Raw genomic sequence first — 21240 nt, forward strand, 5'->3', positions numbered from 1 at the left:
AAATTCTACTTATTAATAGGAATTGTCATCATTACCTCAAAGCCTTTTCCCTCTAGGCTATCAATATAAAACGCTGCTTCATGACCAAAATGTAGCAATAGCCGATCATAAATATTCTTCAACCCTATACCTTTTTGTGTAGCACTACGGTTATAAATGGTTTGACGAAGTGAATTCAGCTCAGCTTCTTGAAGGGTTGGACCATAACTTTTCACTGCTAGCTTAATAACTCTCCTTTCTTTTTCACCAATAATTTCTAAACGTGATTCGTCACTATGCTTTTCATAGCTATGCTTAAAATAATTTTCAACTAAAGGTTGTAGGAGCATACTCGGAATAAGCTCATTCTCAACTTCTTTATCTACTGAGAATTGAACATCGACCTCTTCTCCAAACCGCTCTTTTTGTAGCACCAAATAAGAATGGATATAGTCTAGCTCTTTATCTACTGTTACTAATTGATCTGCTTGCAATGAGTAACGCATCATCTTTGATAAAGAAATGATCAATCCATAAACCCCTTTTGCTCCAGAATCTAAAGCAACAGCGCCTATCGACTGCAAAGCATTGAATAAGAAATGTGGATTCACTTGAGACTTGAGCGCTCTTAGCTGACTTTTCTTTACTTCAATCTCCAACTTATATTCCCGATCAATATGATTGTTAATACGGTGCAGCATTTCTTGCATATGATTTTCTAAATGGCCAATCTCATCTTTGCGAGAAGTTGTAAGCGTCACATCCATGTTTCCACCTTCAATGGATCGTACTTTATCACTCAAAACTCTTATTGGCTTTGTGACAATGCGTGAGATTAGAAAAACCATAATTACTCCCAGCACTACCACGCCCAATCCCAACACAACGTTTGTATAAGCCGCTTTTTTAGCATCTTGAAACAAGGCATCTTTAGAAATAATCTTCACTACTCGCCAGTTATTCAGTGGTGCCTGTAAGCTTTCAGTGAGTACAAGCTCTGTTGACTCACTCAATGCTGTAAGCTCCTTTTTACTAATCGTTTGTCCCATTTGCTTTGGATCACTGGAATACATTACTTTATAATCTTCGTTAAGTAAGAAAACCGATGTACCATCGTCTCCCTCAAGCTGTTTTACTAATGGAGAGTACGAAGTAATATCAATATCCATTGTTAGAAAGCCAAGAAACTCTTCACTTAAAATGTTTTTAATTTTATGATGCATTGTTACTACCATGGAATCTTCTGTCTTAGGGATAATTGGAACGTTGTCATAATTTTTAGCTTTATGCGGTTCTTCAATCACATAATCTTGCTCTGATTGATAAAGCTGTTTAAATGGAGGGTGCTTGACATAATTACTTTGTGTTTTTGGTGCGCTCAAATTTGATTTATAAACAATCAATGATTCTTTTTCCTTGTGAAAATAAAAGCGGAGCTGCACCAATTCTGGCCTTGTCGCTGAAAATGTTTCAATACTCTTTTCAAAAGATAAAAAATTACTGCTATTTTCTTTTGGCAAGCCCTCATCAAAAACTTGTAGTATATCTGGCATGTTATAAACGGAATACGGCAATGTAATCATTTTTTCAAAGTGTTGCTCAAGATCATTTCCCGCTTCACGTAGCTCTTCACGGCTTTTTTCCAACTCCTTGTTCTCAATGCTACTTTTTGTATTTCCATAAATAATAAACACCGACAGGAAGTATGGTAAGATAATAAATATTACTAGAAGCAGTAATAACCGAACTTGAAAGCTTCTCATTTATTGGCTCCTTTTCTATGTTGTTAAACCACCTGAAAAGCCCTTCCTAAAGCATTTATAGACTATAACAGGGCTTATATTACGTCAATCATACCGAAGTAATACTTACTACCCCTAAAAATATGTAAAATAATGTTTTTTTGGTTTATACTGGTTTTTTTATAAGATTTACTATTTATAATTCATGAATTTTTATACATTTTCTTCTAAAAATATTTTTTTATATAGGTATTTAAACTCAAAAAATGTAATTAGAATATAAATAAAATACCATTTTTATCCTATTTCAAATGACACCGTATACTTTTCTGTTGTCAGCAAAATGAAGCTAATGTAACGGCTTCAATTATTCTCAATCATCACCTTTTATTTTCATACCTCCTTTCCTCCATTAGATAAAAAAGACACTTATACATTTCCAGTTTATACAATCATATTATTAGATAAAAAACGCACAAGAGTGATAAGATATATGTAGAAACACTGTACAAAACCTTGCTTTTCAAAGGAAATCAGACGATCAGACAACTTTTTTAAAAAACTTGCTATATTTCCTTTGACAAAACAACAGGTTTTATATAATAATGAGTATTGAATTAGAATTATTATAATTTATTGAGGAGGAATTTCGATATGTCATTAATCGGAACTGAAGTAAAACCATTCGTAGCACAAGCTTACCAACAAGGTGAATTCCTTGAGGTTACTGAAGAAAACTTTAAAGGTAAATGGAGCGTAGTTTGCTTCTACCCAGCAGATTTCACTTTCGTATGTCCAACTGAATTAGGTGATTTACAAGACCAATACGCAGCATTAAAAGAATTAGGCGTAGAAGTATATTCAGTTTCTACAGATACACACTTCACACACAAAGCATGGCATGACCATTCAGAAACAATTAACAAAATTGAATACATTATGATTGGTGACCCTTCACAAAAAATCTCGCGTAACTTTGAAGTATTAAACGAAGAAGAAGGTCTTGCTGATCGCGGAACATTTATCATCGATCCAGATGGCATTATCCAAACTATTGAAATCAACGCTGGTGGTATCGGCCGCGACGCAAGCACACTTGTTAACAAAATTAAAGCAGCACAATATGTACGTAAAAACCCAGGTGAAGTTTGCCCAGCTAAATGGCAAGAAGGTTCTGAAACACTAACACCAGGACTTGACCTTGTAGGTAAAATCTAAGGAGTTTGATTACATGTTATTAGATGCAAATATCAAAGCACAGCTAGATCAGTATCTTCAATTATTAGAAAGTGACATTGTGCTAAAAGTAAGCGCGGGAGAAGATAAAGTATCCCGCGACATGCTTTCATTAGTAGATGAACTAGCAACAATGTCATCTCGCATTAAAGTTGAAAAAGCTGAATTAGAGCGTACACCGAGCTTTAGCGTAAATCGTATCGGTGAAGATACAGGTGTAACATTTGCCGGCGTCCCTTTAGGACATGAGTTTACTTCATTAGTTCTTGCTTTATTACAAGTAAGTGGACGTGCACCAAAAGTTGATCAAAAAGTGATTGACCAGATTAAGAGCATTAAGGGCGAATACAAATTTGAGTCTTATATCAGCTTAAGCTGCCATAACTGCCCAGATGTTGTACAAGCTCTAAACTTAATGAGTATCTTAAACAATGGTATCTCTCACACAATGATTGACGGTGCGGCTTATAAAGAAGAAGTAGAAAGCAAAGATATTATGGCAGTTCCAACTGTTTACCTTAATGGTGAAGAGTTTGGCAGCGGTCGTATGACAATCGAAGAAATTTTAAATAAACTGGGCAGCGGCCCAGATGCAGCAGAGTTTGCTGATAAAGATCCTTACGATGTACTTGTTGTTGGTGGCGGTCCGGCTGGTGCAAGTGCCGCGATTTATGCAGCGCGTAAAGGTATTCGCACGGGTATTGTAGCCGAGCGCTTTGGTGGACAAGTTATGGATACAATGGGCATCGAAAACTTTATTAGCGTTAAGAAAACAGAAGGTCCTAAACTCGTAGCAAGCTTAGAAGAGCATGTTAAAGATTACGGCATTGACGTAATGAATTTAGTACGCGCTCGTAGCTTAAAGAAAAAAGACCTTGTCGAACTTGAGCTGGATAATGGCGCTGTTTTAAAAAGTAAAACAGTCATCCTTTCAACAGGTGCTCGCTGGCGTAATGTTGGTGTACCTGGAGAAGCAGAATTCAAAAACAAAGGTGTAGCTTACTGCCCACACTGCGATGGTCCTTTATTCGAAGGTAAACGCGTAGCCGTTATTGGCGGTGGAAACTCAGGCGTGGAAGCAGCGATTGACCTTGCAGGTATCGTAAATCACGTAACTGTTTTTGAATATATGCCTGAACTGAAAGCCGATGCTGTATTACAAGAGCGTCTAAACAGCCTTCCAAATGTAACTGTCGTGAAAAATGCTCAAACAAAAGAAATTACCGGAACTGATAAAGTAAACGGTATTACTTACATTGATCGTGAGACAGAGGAAGAAAAACACGTTGAATTAGAAGGTGTATTTGTTCAAATAGGCTTAGTACCAAACACTGATTGGTTAGGCGATGATGTAGAACGTACACGTATGGGAGAAATCGTTGTTGATAAGCATGGTGCGACTAACATCCCTGGCGTATTCGCTGCGGGAGACTGCACAGACAGTGCTTATAAACAAATTATTATCTCCATGGGTTCAGGTGCAACAGCAGCTTTAGGTGCTTTTGATTATCTAATCCGTAACTGATTAAAAGTTAACGATTTATCCAATTGAAAGAACCCTTGTCTTTGGACAAGGGTTCTTTTTTTATAGTTACATTCCAATTTGAGTATTTTCTTTTTTACGCTTAGAACGCCCTCTCCATGCTGGCACTATCACTGCTAAGATCGTTAATACAATCAGTGACATAGCCAATGGACTCGTCAAGAAAATATTCCAGGATCCCCCTGAAATCGTCAACGATTGACGAAGCGAATTTTCCATCATTCCACCTAAAATAAAAGCTAAAATGAATGGTGCTGCTGGAAACACAAAGATTCTCATTAAGTAACCTAGAATTCCAAACAAAACGAGGAGATATAAATCAAACGTGCTGAAACTTACAGCGTACACTCCCACCAAGCTTGAAATAATAACGAGTGAAATTAAAAGTGGACGCGGCACTTTTAATATTTTTACGAAGTATGGTATCAACGGAAGATTTAAAATTAACAAAAATACGTTTCCGATATACATACTTGCAATAATTCCCCAAAATATAGATGGATTTTCCGTCATGAGTAATGGACCTGGTTGAACACCTAAAACAAGAAATGCGCCCAACATAACAGCAGTTGTACCTGAACCTGGAATTCCTAGGCTTAATAATGGTACAAACGCACCGCTTGTTGCTGCATTATTCGCTGTTTCTGGTGCTGCCAAACTTTTAATAGAGCCCTTCCCAAACTCCTCTGGCTTTTTAGCTAGCTTCTTTTCAGATATATAAGCTACAAACGAAGAAATTGTCGCACCTGCACCCGGTAAAACCCCTAAGATAAATCCAAGAAAGGATTGTCTCGTCATAGGTCCAGCCATGTCTTTATAGTCTTGCTTACTTAACTTTAAACTACCGATATTATTTAATCCTTTTAGTTTTTGCTTACGGTTTAATATTAAAAAGCAAACTTCAGCTAAAGCAAATACGCCAAGTGCAATAATTAAAAAATCAATTCCATCTAATAAGTTCACGCTGCCAAATGTAAATCTACTCGTACCCGTTTGTGCATCAATTCCAATAGTCACAACCATAAAACCAACAACTGCTGAAATTAACGCTTTAATTGTTGAACCTTCCGATAGGCTAGCAATGGCCGTCAGCCCAAGGAGCATTAGCGCAAAGTATTCTGGAGGACCGAATACGATGGCCACGCTGGCCAGCATCGGTGCGAACGTCATCAAGAGCACAACGCTAACAGTACCCCCAATAAATGAACAAATAGCTGAGATGGCTAACGCCTTACCCGCTTTTCCCTGCTGAGACATCGGGTAACCATCGAATGATGCTGCAACGGTTCCTGCTACTCCAGGGGCATTTAATAAAATGGAAGATGTCGATCCACCGTACATCGAACCATAATACACTCCTGCCATCATAACCAGTGCACTTGTTGTATCCATTCCATACGTCACTGGAATCATAATCGCAATTGCACTGATTGGTCCTAGACCTGGAATCATTCCGATAATTGTTCCAATAAAAACACCGATGAAGACAAATAGTATAGCTTCCCAGCTAAAAGCAACTTGAAACCCTTGTACAATTCCTTCAAACATGACTCTCTTCCCCCTTTCTTATCTCATTAAAATGGCAAAATACCTGCGGGTAATCGGATAGCTAAACCATAGTTAAATAAAACATAAGACCCAATCGAAAAAATACAGGCGGTTAAAATATTCCCCACCCAATTTTTATAACCGAGAAATCGAGAGCAGAAAATAATAAAGGCCGTTGTCATAATAACGAAGCCGACTACTTCTAGTACGGTAATATAAGCTAAAATAAGAGCCATAACCCCTAAAAGCATAAATAATTCGTTCCGCTTAATGACGCGCTTTTTCTTTTGTTCTTCTGTATCACTATCTGGACTAAAAAAGAGAACGATAGCTAACACGAATAAGCCAAAGCCGAGCATTTTTGGAATAAGATCTGAATCTACAGGAACAAACGCATACTCAGGTAAATTAAATGCTAAAAATAAATAGATGACTGATAGAGTCATTAATGCTAAACCTAACCCCTTATTAACAGACCACTTCATGCGGTTACCTCCTTTATTTTTTTATAAACCCTAGCTCTTTTAATAAAGTCTCTAGCTCTTTCGATTGTTCATCTAAAAATAATTTAAATTCTTCGCTGTCCATATATTGTTCATCCCAGCCGTACGATTCGCGAACCTTTGCAAAAGATTTTGAATCGGATGCTTTCTTAAAGATTTTTTGATAGTAATCTAATTGTTCTTTTGTCATATTAGGTGGTCCAAAAATACCACGCCATACAATAAACTCAGCGTCAATTCCTTGTTCTTTTCCTGTTGGCAAAGTACCTAAAAACTTATCTCCTTTTAGCCGTTCAGGTGAAGTGATGCCCAAAACTTTCATTTTCCCAGCTCGTGCTTGTTCAGCCGCGTCCAATACGCCGGTTGACACCACATCTACACTACCGTTTAAAACAGCCGTCATCGCTCCACCTTCCTGATCAGAGATATAGCGAATTTTTGTAATATCCACACCCGCTGCATTTGCGAATAACACAAACTGCATATGGTCCATGCTTCCTGGTGATGAGTTTCCAATAACAGTAACTTTTTCTGGCGTTTTTCTCATCTCTTCAAAAAGCTCATCTAAACTGTCCCAACGAGCATCACCGCGCACTGCAAAAGCTCCGTAATCTGCAATTAAATTTGCAATAGGCGTAAAGTCTTTGTAACCATATGGAGACTGTCCATTCAATGCAACAAAGTGTATAGGAGGTGAACTAATAAACAGATTATGAGGGTCATTTCGCTTATGAATGTATGCCCAACCAACAGCGCCTCCCCCACCTGGCTTATTTACAACGCCAAATCCTTTGTTTGCTAAGTTTTCTTCATCAATTGTACGTGCTAACATACGTGCTGTAGTATCCCATCCTCCACCTGCTGCAGATGGCGCAATAATTTCAATAGATCGGTCTGGCTCCCACTCTCCTTGTTCATTAACTTTTCCTTGTTGAACTGGCATGGAACAACCGGTTAATGCAACTAAGCTTACACTAAGTAAAACTAACCATTTTTTAACCAATGAAAGCGCCCCCTTTTTATTTTTAACTAATTTTACCTACCGAGTTCGTTTTTGTAACCGTTTTCTTTTTAAAGTGTATTAAGGTTATTTTGCAAATTAAGTTCATTTTGTTCACAAAAAAAGCTTTCAAAGAGTGAACTCTTTGAAAGCTCCTTATTCGGAATAAACAACATAGTATTTTCGCTCTGGCTTTCCAACAATCCCATATACCAGCTCAGCTTTCACTTCATGAATAGAGATTAGATATTCTAAATATCGTCTTGAAGTAGTGCGAGAAGCGCCTAGAAGTTTGCCAAGTTCTTCTGCTGTAATCTCTTCATTTTGCTGCTTTAATAATTCTCTCACTTTTTCTAAAGTTAACTGATCGATACCTTTTGGAAGATGATTTCCATCTATTTTTTTAGTATTTTTAAACTGAAAAAGTTGGTCTGCCATCGTTTGAGTAATTTTTTGCTGAGAATTTAAGACTCGATTATTTCTGCTTACCTTCTCAATAGCATCAGAAAGACGTTGAAGCTCAATTGGTTTAACTAGATAATCAATGACACCAAGGTTATATGCATCTTTCAATACGCTTATATCAGTTGCAGCTGTAATTAATATCACTTGTACGGTTAAACACTGTTCTTTCAATTGGTGAATCAAGTCAATTCCTATTTGATCAGGTAAATATAAGTCTAATAAGATTAAGTTAGGCTGCCAACGCTTTACTTCATCTAGAGTTTCTTTCGCTGTTGCAACTGTTTTCACTTCTTTTACTTGCTTTAAGCTTTTTACATACTGACAGTGAATATCTGCTACTCTGTAGTCATCTTCTGCAATTAAAACCTTCATATCATGTCGCTCCTGTTTTTGGTATATGTATATGAATAACAGTTCCGTATGGCTGATTTTTTGATAGATGGATTGTTCCATTGAGTTCATCTAAAGCAGCTTTCACAAGCGCTAATCCAAAACCTCTATGTCTCCCTGCTTTTGTGGTGTACCCTTCGTTGAAAATCATGTTGATATCCGCCTTTTCAATACCGCAACCATTATCTCCTAACTCAATAACTAATTCATCGCCTATATCTGTTAGAAACAAATCGACAAGTGGTTCTGCTTCTTCTGCCACAGCATCAAACGCATTATCAATAATATTTCCTAATATAGTGACTAAAGTTGCCGTCATCTTAATTGGCCAAGTCATCTGAATAAAGCTATCTTCATCAATAATAAAGTCAATCTTCTTTTCAGAAGCTTTAGAAAGCTTGCCAATTAAAACTGCCTGTATAGTCGAATCAGTAATTCGTTCGAATAACACACGCTCATATATTTTTTGTTGGCCAATTTCTTCGTGAATGAATTGCTTGGCCTTTTCACTATACCCCAGCTGCAGCCATCCAGAAATGGCATATAGCTTATTCGTATATTCATGAGTTTGTGCACGCAGGTCTTGAGAATACTGTTGAACCTCCGATAAAGTGTTGACTAGCTCTTGAACACCAGATTTCTCTTGAAAGCTAGCCAATTTGCCCGCGTAACTATCTTTTTCACCAATTATTTTATAATGTACAATCAACGGCTTTTTATCGTAGATTGTCTCATAGTGACCGGTGGCCAGCTGATTAGCGAGCACATGCGAAATTTCCGAATCTCTTAAAACTTTTTGAACCGGTTGGCCAATGATATTCTCTCTAATTCCAAAAATCTTTTTGCCTGAATGATTAATGAGCGTCACATTCCCTTTTTGGTCTGTCGCAATTAACCCTTCATTTAGCGCTTCTAAAATAGCTCCTCTCTCTTTGTACAGCCTAGCGATTTGATAAGGCTCCAGACCAAACGTGTCCTTACGAATACTTTTGGCAAGCATAAAACTCCCCGCAACACCACTAATAAAAATAAAAGCAAGCCAAATAGAAAAAGCAGCAAGCCCTTGCTCAAATAAAGAATCCACATATGATAGCATAAAACCTACTGATACAACGCCAATAATCTGGTTATTTTCATCATAGATAGGTGACTTTCCTCTTACTGACATCCCAAGAGATCCTTTGGCAAATGAAATATAGTTTTCTCCTTCAATAAGAGCTCGTTCATTATCTCCGCCAATCATCTTTTGACCAATCTTCTCTTTATCAGGATGAGTATAACGAACCTCATCTGCATCACCAATTACAATAAACTCTGCGCCTGATTGCTTTCTAATTCGCTCAATGAGTGGCTGAATCATCGTAGCGTTTTCATTTTGCAGAATAACTTCCTTTACGAACGGCATTTCTGAAACAGCAATCGCTGTTGTTAATGCTTGTTCGCCTAGCAATTCGCGCGTTTGTTTTCGTTCAAAGTAAATATATACAATTACTACCATTAACATAATCATCGTAACTAAAATACAAACCAAGAACATAAATTTACGTTCTAACGGCCAACGAGCCTTCACTTTGCAACGCCCCCTACTATTTTAGTATAACGAGAGATGTAACTGATTGGTAGGTTTAGTTAGAATTATCTGACTTTTATTGCATAAAAAAGGAGACCTCTTTAACATAAGGTCTCCTACAATCTTCTACATAAAGAGCGGAATAATTAAGCCTGTCAACAGGAGGATAAGAGCTCCTCCTAACCTAGAAGCAATTTGTGCAAATGGCATGAGCTGCATACGCTTTGATGCTGAAAGAACGGCTACGTCACCAGTTCCCCCCATATTTGCCATACATAAACCCGCACAAATTGCCGATTCAATCGGATAAAAACCAACTAGTCGCCCAAGCAATGCTGCTCCGATTACGGCACCTAACACAACGCCAGCTACTAGTAAGATATACTGAAGGCTTAGCGCTTCTAACACAGCATTTAAATCTGTATACGCTACACCAATTCCAAATAGTAGAGCGAGTGTCCATGTCTTAGCAACAAATTGATACCACTGGCTCGCACTTCCACAACAATTTCAGGAATTAGGTTGGCAATTTTAGCAACAGCAACAAGGATAATCATCAATGCATACGGATGAAGCGGAATAATTGCACCTAATAAATGGCCACAAGCAAAGAATAGTAGAGCGGCTAATAATCCAATTCCCATTTTCGAAATATCAAACTTTGACTTCTTTTCTTCTATTTTTAAACCTGGAATAAGCTGACCGTTTCCTGACAATGAAGGGACCTTATTACCTAAGCTGTTTAATAGACTCGCAAAAATAATAGCGAATACGTTACCTAATGCTAATGCTGGAACAAGAATTGAAATATAATAGCTTGGAGAGTTTCCAAGTGATTCTGAGTAAACCTGAGCCATCGGAATTGCTCCAGCTCCCATTCCCCCACCTAAAATTGGCAGTGTAATGACTAGAATTGCATCTTGCAGTGAAAAACCAATTAGAACCCCTACTATTCCTGAAATCACCATAGCTCCAATTACTGCACCAAAAATTGGAACAAAGTAGCGAACACCAATTTTAATGAGTACTTTCGAATCCATCCCTAAAATACTACCCGTGATCAAAGCTGCAATATAAAAGTCTAAAAACCCAGCAGTTGTCATAAAATCCGTCACATTTGTTGTTACGGTTTCCGGTAGAATCCCGCTATATACCATATAAGCGGAACCAAATATGGCAACAATAGCTCCTCCACCTAAATAAGATTTAATGATTGGTAAGCGATCTCCAATCCAACCTAAAGCTTCACCGAATACAACCATGACAAGTAAACTTCCAATCATACCAGCAGGTAGATTACCGGTATAAACCGTCACGACTGTGATGGCTAAAAACAAAGCAAACCATAAAATGGGCATGCCCATAATTGCCGGCTGCATATTATTTTGCGAAAGATCATATACTTTTGGCCTTTGATCTAAGGCATCTGACTTTCTCAATGGCTTTTCCATACGCTCCATCCCCTTTTTGTAATCGTTTTCAATTGACTTATAGACATTCTAAATGATTTTTAACGCGCGGTGATAGGTTATGAAACTTATTAAAGTTTTGTAATTAAAAAAATCAAATTGTTTGTCTAATTTTTCTAAATGACAGTAAATAATTGCTGGAATATAAAATAAAAAAGCCATTTGAATTCAAATGACTTTTTTATTTATTTAAAGGCTGGAATAGCTGTTTCATCGTACTTTTCTTCTAAGAATTTACGAACTTCTGGGCTTGTCATTGCTTCAGCTAGCTTCTTAATTGCATCTGAATCAGCGTTATCTTTGCGCGCTACTAAGGTAATTGCAAAATCATTGTCTACTCCTTCAGTAAGAAGTGCATCACTTTTTGGTGTTAAACCAAGAGGCGCGGCATAAGCTGGCGTCATGACTACCGCATCCGCATCATCATACATTCTCGATAGCATCAGTAAATCAACTTCTTTAAACTTAAGGTTTTTGGGATTCTCTTTAATGTCCGCCTTCGTATAATACGTATCTTTCTTGTCACCTAACTTGATAACATCATGCTGCGCAAGCAAAGAAAGAGAACGATCAATATTAGAAACGTCATTAGCAATGGCCACAGTCGCACCATCAGGTAATTCTTCTACTGACTTATAGTTCTTTGAATATACGCCATAATTTGCAAAATAAATTGGCTCAACGGCTACTAATTCTGCGTTGTTATTACGATTAAATTCTTCCATATAAGGCACGTGTTGAAAGAAGTTTGCATCTACTTCTCTAGCTGCAAGCGCGCTATTGGGCTGTACGTTATCACTCAAGACTTCTACTTGTAAGTCAATGCCTTCTTCCTTTAGCTTTGGCTTTACAAGGTCTAAAATCTCTGTCATTGGTGGTATTAAAGAGGCTACTTTTAACGTAACTTCTTCTCCATCTTGTCCTTGCTTATCTTTATTTTCATTTGTTTCGTTTGCTTGGCCACAACCACTTAGTGCTACAACAAGCACCAACATAAAAAAGAATAGTTTTTTCATTTTTTTCCTCCATTATTTATCTTTTATCCAACACTCTGGCCACAGTCATTCCAACAAATTGGACGAGCTGCACCAACACAATCATAATAATAATCATGTACATCATTAAATCTGTTTTAAATTGTTGATACCCATACCGAATGGCGAAATCACCAATTCCTCCTCCGCCAACAACTCCCATAATAGTCGAATACGAAATAAAGCTAATAATGGATGTCGTCAGTCCAAGGATTAGACCCGAGCGTGCTTCTACATAAACAAACTTAAACATAATTTCTCGAACAGATGCCCCCATCGAAATCGCTGCTTCGATAACACCTTTAGGCACATCTAACAGCGATTGCTCAACAAGACGTGAGTAGTGCGCAATGGCAATAATCGAGAGTGGAATTGTTGCTGCTGCTGTTCCAATTGCTGTCCCGAGGACAAAACGAGTAAACGGTATGAGGAAGACGACCAGTAATAAAAATGGAAACGAGCGAATTGTATTTACCATTAGGTTTAAGATTGAAAATATGAGTTGATTTTCAATCAATTGCCCCTTCCGACAAAGAAATAAAAAAGTACCAACGGGAAGTCCGATGAGAACTGCAGCTAAAATTGAAACACCAACCATCACAAAGGTTTCACCAATAGATTGCCATATTTCAGTTTCATATTGTGCCAAAACTTCAAGCATTGTCTATTTCCTCTCCCTCTGTTAATTGATCTACAAAATATTGTGCCCGATTCTCTTTCATTTGAACACCTTTTGGCTTTGTCGTTACCGTTTGATAGAGAGATCCATTTTCGAGAACGGTGACGCGATTGCATATGCTTTTAATGACTTCCATCTCATGGCTGACAATCACGATGGTCACACCTAAGTGCTGATTAATATCCTCTAATACTTTTAATAGATCAGCTGTAGTATTAGAATCCAGAGATGAGGTCGGCTCATCACAAAGTAACACTTGCGGCTTGTTTGCCAAGGCTCTTGCAATGGCCACACGCTGCTTTTGGCCACCGCTTAGCTGAGCTGGATACTTATCTTTTAGCTCAACTAAGCCAACAAAGCTTAAGCATTCTAGCACGCGCTTTTTCTGTTCCTCTTTTGGAGATCTTGTTAGCTCTAATGAAACAGCTACGTTATCGTACACTGTCTTATTAGAAATTAGATTAAAGTGTTGAAAGATCATCCCAATCGACTTTCTCGCTTCTCGAAGCTTCTTCCCACTCATCTTTGTTAAGATTTGAGCATTCACTTCCACTTCTCCCTCATCTGGAATTTCAAGTAGGTTCATAAGACGAAGCAACGTTGACTTCCCCGCTCCACTCGCTCCAATAATTCCATGAATCTCACCGCTATTTATCTCTAAAGATAACTCTTTAATCGCCTGAAACTGTGCAAATCTTTTACTTACACGATTTAATTTAATCATGAAAACCCCCTCCTTTCTTTAGTTGAAGGGTGAGAACATTCCTATGAACAGCTGCACTTAAAATAGAAATTATTCACCGCTGTTTATTTTAACATTATTTTATGCGATTTTATGAGGTTTTACTATATATTCAGCTTGAGCTTACATGCTTTTATTCTTAATCGCCTCGGCAAGTTCATATAAAGCATACTGCTCTTTAATTTTATAGGTTCTACCTTCTTTTTGCAGGTATCCTTTCTCACAGAACTGTGCCAATACGTGCAACAAGTGGCGATACGAAACACCGAGATAGTCACAAACAATGACGTGCTTTTCTCGGTAAACTCCGTTATCAGCCGTCTGTATAATAAAGTCCGCAAGCCTGTTCTCTAGAGGGAAAGCTAAGCTCTGTGAGTATTTAGCTGCCATTAACGTTGCTTTAACACTCAAAAACTTTGTTAATTCTCGAAGAAACTTAGCGTCTTCAAGCAACCTGGTGCGACATTGGGAGAAAGGCAACACCAAACAAACTGTTTTGGTGGCGGCTTGAATTCCTTTTGTATAGTACACATCGTTTAATAATTCCATTTCACCGATATAATCATGCGCATTGATAAAGTTAAGAAGCGATACTTTCCCGTTTTGATGTGTTACGTATATTTTCGCTTTTCCTTCTGCCACATAAAATAAAAAATCTGGTCTCCTTCCTTCGCGGATAATCCACTCATCGCGCTTATACTCTCGTACCTCAAGAAACTCTTCAATTTCAAAAGAAAACTGATTAGCAATTGAATGCCTTTCTAGATACAACCGCTTTTTTTCACCTTTGTAAATTTCCATCTGCCACCTCAAAACTATGAGATATCTCATAGTAATCATATTTATTCTCATGATATCATGCGATTGATAAGGAGGATACGAATGAATACACAACGATGGATGAGCACACATTTTTTTAGTTTTTTTCTGACATGGGGAATTTTTCTACCCTATTGGTCGGGCTGGATGATTCAAACAAAAGGAATTAGCGTTTCAGAAGCTAGTTTTATTATGAGTATTGGCTTAGTGGCGAGGGGGCTTTCTACACTATTTGCTTTTCCTTATTTATTAGAACGAGTCAGCAATAAAGCGCTTTTAAATATTGCGGGAATTGGCACGTTGATTGGGATTCTTTGTTACATTCCAGCTAATTCGTTTACAAGCTTACTAGTCGTAACCGTCTTTTTGCATATTTTTTACCCAACCTTAATGCCAGCTTTAGATAGTGTCGCTGGTGTTCTTGTACAAAGTAAACAGCTGAAACACTACGGAAAAAGTCGTCAATGGGGATCGATTGGATTTGTGTCTGTAGGTATCCTGTTAACTGTATTTACAGGAATGCTTGGAGATAACATGATCTTTTGGGCGCTACTGCTTGGGATTAGCTGCTTTGTCGCTCTTAGTTTCACAAGTGCTCCGGACATTTTATCGAAGAAACCACAAATAAACCAAGGTAAAAAGGTAAATATCATAGATTTAGTTCGCACCAAACATTTCTTAGTTGTACTTATTATTGTGGTGCTGCTTCAAGCCGCCCATGCTACTTATTACAACTATGGCTATATCTTTTTAAAAGAAATCGATGCGCCAATCTATCTAATCGGTGTCATTATCAATATTGCCGTTATTGCTGAGATTATTTTCTTTTCGATTGCAGATAAACGCTTTAGCCGATTTTCACCGGGTACCCTATTAGCATTAGCTGCAGCTGGCTCTTCTCTGCGATGGGTGTTAGTATTCATTTTTCCAAACATTATTGTCTTTTGTATGGCCCAAACCCTACATGCGTTTTCATTTGCGATGGGGCACTATGCTTTCATGAAATACTTAACAGCAAACATTCCACATACACATATTCCAAAAGCTCAAGGCATGTACTCAGCTTTCGCACTCAGCTGGAGCACGGCTGTATTCACAGTTTTCGGTGGCTTCTTATATGAAATTGAGCCAAGATATGCTTTCATTGGAATGCTTGCGTGTAGCTTACCTGCGATGTTAATTGCGCTTATCTACCGGAAGCTAGAAGTGGAAAAGAAGATTTTATTGTCTGCTTAGATGTTTTGATAATTAAATTTTGATTAAAAGAGTTTGAGTTTTGGACACGAACAATAGATGTTCCCATCTCTTTAGGTTATCTGAACACGTTCGTTCCATTGCGCTACGGCCACTCGCTTTCCGCGGGGAGGAACCTGAGCTTCTTCGCTGCGCTTTGAGATCTCAGTTTTCCACAGGAGCCGAGTGTCCTACGCTCCATTCCACCCTGTTTCCAACATTGTTTTCACAATCAACAAAAAACCTGAACGATTAAAAGTGAGAAACTCTCAATCGTTCAGGTATAGTAGGGGCTCCACTACTTATGTCTCAGTGTCTTCTTCCACCACTAACATACTATTGATTTCATCATATACATTGGCGAAGGTATTCGAATTTACTTCATCACCAATCACTGCTTTTATAATTTCTTCAAACACCGCTTTATCTTCCTCGGCAGTCATGATTTCATTGCAGTTCAACACATTTTCGATACGGTTTATTCGCTTTGCTCCCAGCATAAAGGATGTGATTAATGCCTGCGGCGTTGTCCGTAAAGCTAAGGAACGGAAATCCACAAATTCGAGAGACAAGTTTAATAACGGGATTGGCTTGATATAAACGCTATAAATGTCAGCGATTTTCAGTAAATCGTTATCCAACTTAAATTGTTTTCGAATCTCTGCTATATCTTTGTTATTCATCTCTAATTTTAACTCCCTGGCTAGTAAGATTCGTGTTTTGTATATTTTAAAATTAAATTGCTAATAATGTGTACGAATATGGAGTTTTAAGTACGAATAGAAATGTTTTTTCTCAATAAGAGGGGTGAGATGTACATGTTTTGGAAAAAAAAACAGATTGAAAGTAAGCTTGCTGCTCAATCAATAGCTGAATCTGAATTATCGATAGAAGCTCTGAAAAAAAGCCTCGTTCAAATGGATGATGCAGAATTTGTGGAAATTGACATTTCCGTTATTCGAAAAATTCATCTTGTTTACATACGAACTCTCATTGACCAAGAAAAGTTAAATGAAAGCATTATAAAACCTTTAAATAAATGTTCCAAACCGTCTATTCAAGATTGTATTACGAATTCCTCCATTATTCACATTCCTAATTTTATAGAGGCAAAAAAACAGTTGTTTTCAGGTTCCATTTTGTTATTTGATTCTTCGCAACACCTTTGGTTAGCTGTGCCATTAAAAAATCCTATTGGACGTGCCATTGAAACTTCCGAAACAGAAACCATTATGTTCGGAGCAAAGGACAGCTTTAGTGAACAAGTAGAACAAAATATTACGCTTATTCGAAGACGACTCCCCATACATGAACTGAAAGCAGAGAAGTTTACTGTCGGTTCTATGAGCGAGACAAGTGTTGTTTTAATGTACATAGAGGGGCTGACTAATCCAGAATTTGTTTCAACAGTCAAAGAGAAGATTTCTGAAATTAATTTTGATCTCTTCTTTGACTCCTCTCAAGTTGCGGAATTCATGGAGGAACATCAAAACAGTATTTTTCCTCAGTTTCAGCAAACTGACCGGCCTGATATAGTTGCTTATTCTCTGGGATTAGGAAAGATCACCCTTCTGGTAGACAATACACCATTTGCTCTTGTTGCACCCATTACTTTTTTCCATTTATTCCAATCACCCGATGACTATATTAATCGATGGGTAATTGCCAGTTTTTTGCGCATCATCCGATATGCCAGTTTTGTTCTGTCAATCACATTGATTCCTTTCTATGTGGCATTCACAACTCATCACTATCAAATGATTCCTATGGAAACACTTCTGGTCTTGGTCGAATCAAGGAGCATGCTTCCTTTTACTCCTTTTTGGGAAGCATTTATCATGTTAATTTTTATTGAAGTCATGAAAGAAGCAAGTTTAAGAATGCCTACAAAAACTGGTCAAACACTTGGCGTTATTGGTGGTATTGTGATTGGTCAAGCGGCTGTTGAGGCTGGATTCGCTAGCAAGGTATTAATTGTCCTGGTTGGGATCTCGACGATCGCTTCCTTTCTTATTCCCAACTACCTTATGACAAAAACAAATTCATTAATTCAATTGATACTTCTTGTTTTTTCTTCTTTACTTGGGATAATTGGGATTGCACTAGGAAGCATTGCTATTTTGGCTCATCTTAATAGCTTGTCTTCACTCAAGCAACCCTATTTTTCACCAGTTTCCCCTTTTTTCGGTAAGGATTGGATTGACTTATTCATTCGAGGGCCATTAGTCAAAATGTTGGAGCGTCCAGAGCATCTTAAACCTCTAAAACAGAAGAGAGATAAAACTAGGAGATGACTTGATGATGGAAACCCACCAATTATTTAAAAAGAATGAAACCTATAATGGGTTCTATGCCATGTTGTTGGTAAATCGCCTCCAAATGCTATACTTTTATCTGATTATGCCAAATATCTTGATCAATCCATATATGATTTGGGTGCTTATAGCTGTCGGGATATTATCCCAACTAAACCTTCTTCTTTTATCGAAGTGGCTTTTAACCCGTTTATCTAGCAATGGATATAATGGATTTGTCCAATTATTTGGGAAAAAATTGGTGCGTTTTCTCTCTTTCATCGGGTTGTTCTTTATTCTACTTAAACTTTCCGTCATAACATTAGGATTCAGCGAAATTGTTCAAACATTTATACTTCCATCAACAGATACAAATTTTCTTGTCTTTTTTATTTTGTTGTTATGTTTTTATATCGCAGGTAGGGGCGTTGAACATACCATTCGTTTTGTGTTGATTTCTTTTTTCTGTACATTTTGGATGTTCACATGTTTCGTTTGTTTCGTCTTCCCTCCAATAGCTCAACTCAGTGATTTGTATCCACTTATTCCAATGGAGTGGAAAGTAGAAAATTGGAAAGCCGTTTTTTTTATTTTGTCTTCCTATTCTGGTCCGGAATTTCTGGTATTTTTGGGACCATGGCTTAAAACAAACAATAAAACATTTCGCTATTTGTCTTACGGAAACGCTCTCACCGTTGTAGAGTATGTATTCCTATTTATAGCATCCTTATTTTATTTCGGTTCCAATTTTTTAAGTAAAACTCACTATCCAATTATTAATATGGGCCGTTATTTACAAAACCCAGTGTTTGAACGAATTGATATAATGATGCTTTCCTTTCTATTATTTAACCTAGTTTTTGCAGTTTCTCTATTTCTATTATTGTTTTATGGAGCATCTAAAATAGCTTTTGGTAAAATGAGCAAGCCGACCAGTGGTAAAGGTTTGTTATTCAGTGTATTCCTTATTTTTATTGGAATGGTTCTTGTGAATGAATTATTTTGGAAGTCTTGGGAGAAGCAGAACTTTTTACTTAATCTTCAAATTATAGCTGGAAGCATAAGCTATTTTCTTGTTCCACTTGTTATTGTTTTAGTTTTAGTAATGAAAAAAGAGGCGGTTAAAAAACATGCGTCTACATAAAAAGATATGTAAAATATTGATACTCCTTTTTATGACTTTTTGGTTATCTGGCTGTGCCCCTGTTACCGAAAACAACCTTATTGAAGAAATTTCCCCCGTTACCTTTTTGTCAATTAGTAAGGGGGATAAAGGGAAATTAAAAGTCAGTACAATTATGCCTCCTCTAAGTAAAGAAAATAAGTTTGTTATGTCGCAAGAAGTCAGCTTATTAAAGGAGGGAGTACAGAAGTACAACTTAAACTTCAACCAGGAAATTAAATTCGGACAAATGCGGATGCTGGTAGTTAGTGATGAACTTGCAAAAGAGGGAATTATGTCCATTATAAATGTATTATTGACTGATCCGGATATTTCTCCGAGAATCTATTTAGTAATCGTAAAAGGAAATTTTGATGAATACTTGGAAAGTCAATTGGACAAAGATGAAAACTTTGATTACTCGTTTTACCGAATGCTGAAGCATTATGAGGAAAAAAACCAAGGAGAATTAACTGTCGTTAATCTTCATCAATTTAAACATTTGCTCTATACTCCTTATTCAGATCCTTTTTTGCCTGTATTCAAAATAGAAGAGGATGGGGTCAACTATGAAGGTACAGCCTTGTTTAAAGATGACAAGCTAGTTGAAACTATTTCATCTTTAGATGATCGTATCTTCCAGCTGATAAACAACGATCACTACTTAGTTGTTTTACCAATTCAAAAATTTGAAATTGTACTGGGTCATGTTAGATCTAAAGTAATAGTAGATATCGATAGCAGTTATTCTACAATGACCTATACCGTGAATATAGACACTAGGATTGAGGAATACCGGGGAGAGAAGCAATTATTTGACCCACAGCAGTTAGAAAATATGAAAAAAGATATCGAAACCCATCTTGAAAAACAAACACATGAACTAGTTAAAAAGATGCAAGAATTGAAAGTGGATCCATTACAGCTTGGCATACAAACAAAAAGACCATTCTCAAAACCAATGGAAGAAAAAAAATGGATTGAAATGTTTGAGAAGATGGACATTAAAATAAAATACAATATTAATATCGACCCTTTGACGGATGCAAATTCAAAAAGGCAAAACTTTTAATTTTTCTTATCGAATAACTCATAACGTAAACAAAATGAGACTGAGACATAAGTAGTTCAGTCCTTACTATACCTGAACGATTGAGAGTTCATAACTTTTAATCGTTCAGGTTTTTTGTTGACTGTGAAAACAATGTTGGAAACGGGGTGGAATGGAGCGTAGGACACTCGACTCCTGCGGGAAAGAGAGGGAAAATGGAGATTCCGCAGCGCAGCGAGGAAACTCAGGTTCCTCCCCGCGGAAAGCGAGTGACCGTAGCGCAATGGAATGAACGTGTTGAGACAAACTAAAGAGATGGGAACAGCTAGTGTTCGTCTTTTAGAAGCAATCATTTTGTTATGTCCCAAACTCATTTTGTTTACAATCTATCGCTTTGTGTGATATCTGTCATAATTATACAATAACACAAGCAAGCGTTGTGGTCGAAAATTTGGGAAATGACCATAATTTCATCACATCCGCCTGGCTTTGCTCCAAAAATGTCTGCGGCTTTTCTTTTACCGTTTGTTTGCTACCAATAATCGATGAGCCTAATTGTTGCTAGAGAGCATTTAAGTAAATCTGTCTTTTTAGATGAGTAAAATACTCTCAATTGAATCTGGTTAAAAAATCCAATTATATAAATAGGTGTTATTCATATTATAAAGCGGCTCTACGCCAAAATCTGTTCTTGCTTAAAAAAGAGTACCACGAGTGTTGATTATCCAAAATTAGACAGACTTATCCCTTGGAATGTGACGTAGTTTTTCAAAAAAGTGCT

17 protein-coding genes and 3 pseudogenes are annotated in these 21240 nt (G+C 37.3%); 7 read left to right on the top strand and 13 right to left on the bottom strand.

The features are described 5' to 3' along the window. Window positions 1–5 precede the first annotated feature (5 nt). Window positions 6–1742, bottom strand: coding sequence for a cache domain-containing sensor histidine kinase (locus AC1UFB_RS00770; protein WP_328101158.1), 1737 nt, complete (start codon window positions 1740–1742; stop codon window positions 6–8). A 633-nt stretch (window positions 1743–2375) separates the two neighbouring features. On the opposite strand from AC1UFB_RS00770, the gene ahpC reads away from it, so the two are divergent. Further along, the gene (gene ahpC / locus AC1UFB_RS00775) at window positions 2376–2939 is read left to right on the top strand and encodes an alkyl hydroperoxide reductase subunit C (RefSeq protein WP_061786066.1); all 564 of its coding nucleotides are present in this window, start codon (window positions 2376–2378) and stop codon (window positions 2937–2939) included. Between the two features lie 13 nt (window positions 2940–2952). After that, a complete protein-coding gene (gene ahpF / locus AC1UFB_RS00780; protein WP_061786065.1) occupies window positions 2953–4482 on the top strand; it encodes an alkyl hydroperoxide reductase subunit F in 1530 nt (509 codons plus the stop codon). 66 nt (window positions 4483–4548) lie between these two features. On the opposite strand, the gene AC1UFB_RS00785 is transcribed toward ahpF, so the two are convergent. From AC1UFB_RS00785 to yeiL, 10 genes and pseudogenes are all read right to left on the bottom strand, one after another. Then, window positions 4549–6048 carry a tripartite tricarboxylate transporter permease gene (locus AC1UFB_RS00785; RefSeq protein ID WP_482588294.1) on the bottom strand — a complete coding sequence of 500 codons (1500 nt, stop codon included), beginning with the start codon at window positions 6046–6048 and terminating at the stop codon, window positions 4549–4551. A 26-nt stretch (window positions 6049–6074) separates the two neighbouring features. Then, window positions 6075–6533, bottom strand: a complete 459-nt coding sequence (locus AC1UFB_RS00790; protein ID WP_076512272.1) for a tripartite tricarboxylate transporter TctB family protein — start codon at window positions 6531–6533, stop codon at window positions 6075–6077. Between the two features lie 13 nt (window positions 6534–6546). After that, the gene (locus AC1UFB_RS00795; protein ID WP_076512350.1) at window positions 6547–7494 is read right to left on the bottom strand and encodes a tripartite tricarboxylate transporter substrate binding protein; all 948 of its coding nucleotides are present in this window, start codon (window positions 7492–7494) and stop codon (window positions 6547–6549) included. 213 nt (window positions 7495–7707) lie between these two features. Further along, complete coding sequence (locus AC1UFB_RS00800) at window positions 7708–8388, bottom strand: response regulator (protein WP_482588295.1); 681 nt, start codon at window positions 8386–8388, stop codon at window positions 7708–7710. 1 nt (window position 8389) lies between these two features. After that, entirely contained in the window at window positions 8390–9976 is a 1587-nt protein-coding gene (locus AC1UFB_RS00805; protein WP_482588297.1) for an ATP-binding protein, read from the bottom strand. Window positions 9977–10102: 126 nt separating this feature from the next. Next, window positions 10103–11436, bottom strand: a pseudogene (locus AC1UFB_RS00810) (2-hydroxycarboxylate transporter family protein). Between the two features lie 194 nt (window positions 11437–11630). Continuing rightward, the gene (locus AC1UFB_RS00815; protein WP_061786064.1) at window positions 11631–12461 is read right to left on the bottom strand and encodes a MetQ/NlpA family ABC transporter substrate-binding protein; all 831 of its coding nucleotides are present in this window, start codon (window positions 12459–12461) and stop codon (window positions 11631–11633) included. A 16-nt stretch (window positions 12462–12477) separates the two neighbouring features. Next, window positions 12478–13140, bottom strand: coding sequence for a methionine ABC transporter permease (locus AC1UFB_RS00820; RefSeq protein WP_062687018.1), 663 nt, complete (start codon window positions 13138–13140; stop codon window positions 12478–12480). Further along, the gene (locus AC1UFB_RS00825; protein ID WP_100346534.1) at window positions 13133–13882 is read right to left on the bottom strand and encodes a methionine ABC transporter ATP-binding protein; all 750 of its coding nucleotides are present in this window, start codon (window positions 13880–13882) and stop codon (window positions 13133–13135) included. The genes AC1UFB_RS00820 and AC1UFB_RS00825 overlap by 8 nt, the downstream gene beginning before the upstream one ends. A gap of 141 nt (window positions 13883–14023) precedes the next feature. Beyond that, window positions 14024–14701 carry a transcriptional regulator YeiL gene (gene yeiL / locus AC1UFB_RS00830; protein WP_328101137.1) on the bottom strand — a complete coding sequence of 226 codons (678 nt, stop codon included), beginning with the start codon at window positions 14699–14701 and terminating at the stop codon, window positions 14024–14026. Window positions 14702–14782: 81 nt separating this feature from the next. On the opposite strand from yeiL, the gene AC1UFB_RS00835 reads away from it, so the two are divergent. Beyond that, window positions 14783–15955, top strand: coding sequence for an MFS transporter (locus tag AC1UFB_RS00835; RefSeq protein WP_328101138.1), 1173 nt, complete (start codon window positions 14783–14785; stop codon window positions 15953–15955). Between the two features lie 305 nt (window positions 15956–16260). Here the strand turns inward: AC1UFB_RS00835 and AC1UFB_RS00840 are convergent. Both AC1UFB_RS00840 and AC1UFB_RS00845 read right to left on the bottom strand, forming a co-directional pair. Next, window positions 16261–16540 (bottom strand): annotated as a pseudogene (locus AC1UFB_RS00840) (DUF4317 family protein); the annotation flags it as partial. A 41-nt stretch (window positions 16541–16581) separates the two neighbouring features. Next, window positions 16582–16635 (bottom strand): annotated as a pseudogene (locus AC1UFB_RS00845) (hypothetical protein); the annotation flags it as partial. 135 nt (window positions 16636–16770) lie between these two features. Between AC1UFB_RS00845 and AC1UFB_RS00850 the strand changes: the two are divergent. The 4 genes from AC1UFB_RS00850 to AC1UFB_RS00865 all read left to right on the top strand — a co-directional run bounded on the left by AC1UFB_RS00850 (window position 16771) and on the right by AC1UFB_RS00865 (window position 20770). Continuing rightward, a complete protein-coding gene (locus AC1UFB_RS00850) occupies window positions 16771–18246 on the top strand; it encodes a spore germination protein (RefSeq protein WP_328101732.1) in 1476 nt (491 codons plus the stop codon). Between the two features lie 4 nt (window positions 18247–18250). After that, window positions 18251–19390 (top strand): GerAB/ArcD/ProY family transporter, encoded by a 1140-nt coding sequence (locus tag AC1UFB_RS00855; RefSeq protein ID WP_064484032.1) that lies wholly within the window; start codon window positions 18251–18253, stop codon window positions 19388–19390. Beyond that, window positions 19377–20480, top strand: coding sequence for a Ger(x)C family spore germination protein (locus tag AC1UFB_RS00860; RefSeq protein ID WP_482588298.1), 1104 nt, complete (start codon window positions 19377–19379; stop codon window positions 20478–20480). Before AC1UFB_RS00855 ends, AC1UFB_RS00860 begins: the two co-directional genes overlap by 14 nt. Before the next feature lie 146 nt (window positions 20481–20626). Next, a complete protein-coding gene (locus tag AC1UFB_RS00865) occupies window positions 20627–20770 on the top strand; it encodes a hypothetical protein (protein ID WP_482588300.1) in 144 nt (47 codons plus the stop codon). Window positions 20771–21240: the final 470 nt, after the last annotated feature.

This window comes from Priestia sp. KCTC 13724, from assembly GCF_056820425.1.

Coding starts and splice junctions, on each gene's coding strand:
- AC1UFB_RS00770 (WP_328101158.1), bottom strand. CDS start 1,742: ATGAGAAGCTTTCAAGTTCGGTTATTACTGCTTCTAGTAATATTTATT.
- ahpC (WP_061786066.1), top strand. CDS start 2,376: ATGTCATTAATCGGAACTGAAGTAAAACCATTCGTAGCACAAGCTTAC.
- ahpF (WP_061786065.1), top strand. CDS start 2,953: ATGTTATTAGATGCAAATATCAAAGCACAGCTAGATCAGTATCTTCAA.
- AC1UFB_RS00785 (WP_482588294.1), bottom strand. CDS start 6,048: ATGTTTGAAGGAATTGTACAAGGGTTTCAAGTTGCTTTTAGCTGGGAA.
- AC1UFB_RS00790 (WP_076512272.1), bottom strand. CDS start 6,533: ATGAAGTGGTCTGTTAATAAGGGGTTAGGTTTAGCATTAATGACTCTA.
- AC1UFB_RS00795 (WP_076512350.1), bottom strand. CDS start 7,494: ATGCCAGTTCAACAAGGAAAAGTTAATGAACAAGGAGAGTGGGAGCCA.
- AC1UFB_RS00800 (WP_482588295.1), bottom strand. CDS start 8,388: ATGAAGGTTTTAATTGCAGAAGATGACTACAGAGTAGCAGATATTCAC.
- AC1UFB_RS00815 (WP_061786064.1), bottom strand. CDS start 12,461: ATGAAAAAACTATTCTTTTTTATGTTGGTGCTTGTTGTAGCACTAAGT.
- AC1UFB_RS00820 (WP_062687018.1), bottom strand. CDS start 13,140: ATGCTTGAAGTTTTGGCACAATATGAAACTGAAATATGGCAATCTATT.
- AC1UFB_RS00825 (WP_100346534.1), bottom strand. CDS start 13,882: ATGATTAAATTAAATCGTGTAAGTAAAAGATTTGCACAGTTTCAGGCG.
- yeiL (WP_328101137.1), bottom strand. CDS start 14,701: ATGGAAATTTACAAAGGTGAAAAAAAGCGGTTGTATCTAGAAAGGCAT.
- AC1UFB_RS00835 (WP_328101138.1), top strand. CDS start 14,783: ATGAATACACAACGATGGATGAGCACACATTTTTTTAGTTTTTTTCTG.
- AC1UFB_RS00850 (WP_328101732.1), top strand. CDS start 16,771: ATGTTTTGGAAAAAAAAACAGATTGAAAGTAAGCTTGCTGCTCAATCA.
- AC1UFB_RS00855 (WP_064484032.1), top strand. CDS start 18,251: ATGATGGAAACCCACCAATTATTTAAAAAGAATGAAACCTATAATGGG.
- AC1UFB_RS00860 (WP_482588298.1), top strand. CDS start 19,377: ATGCGTCTACATAAAAAGATATGTAAAATATTGATACTCCTTTTTATG.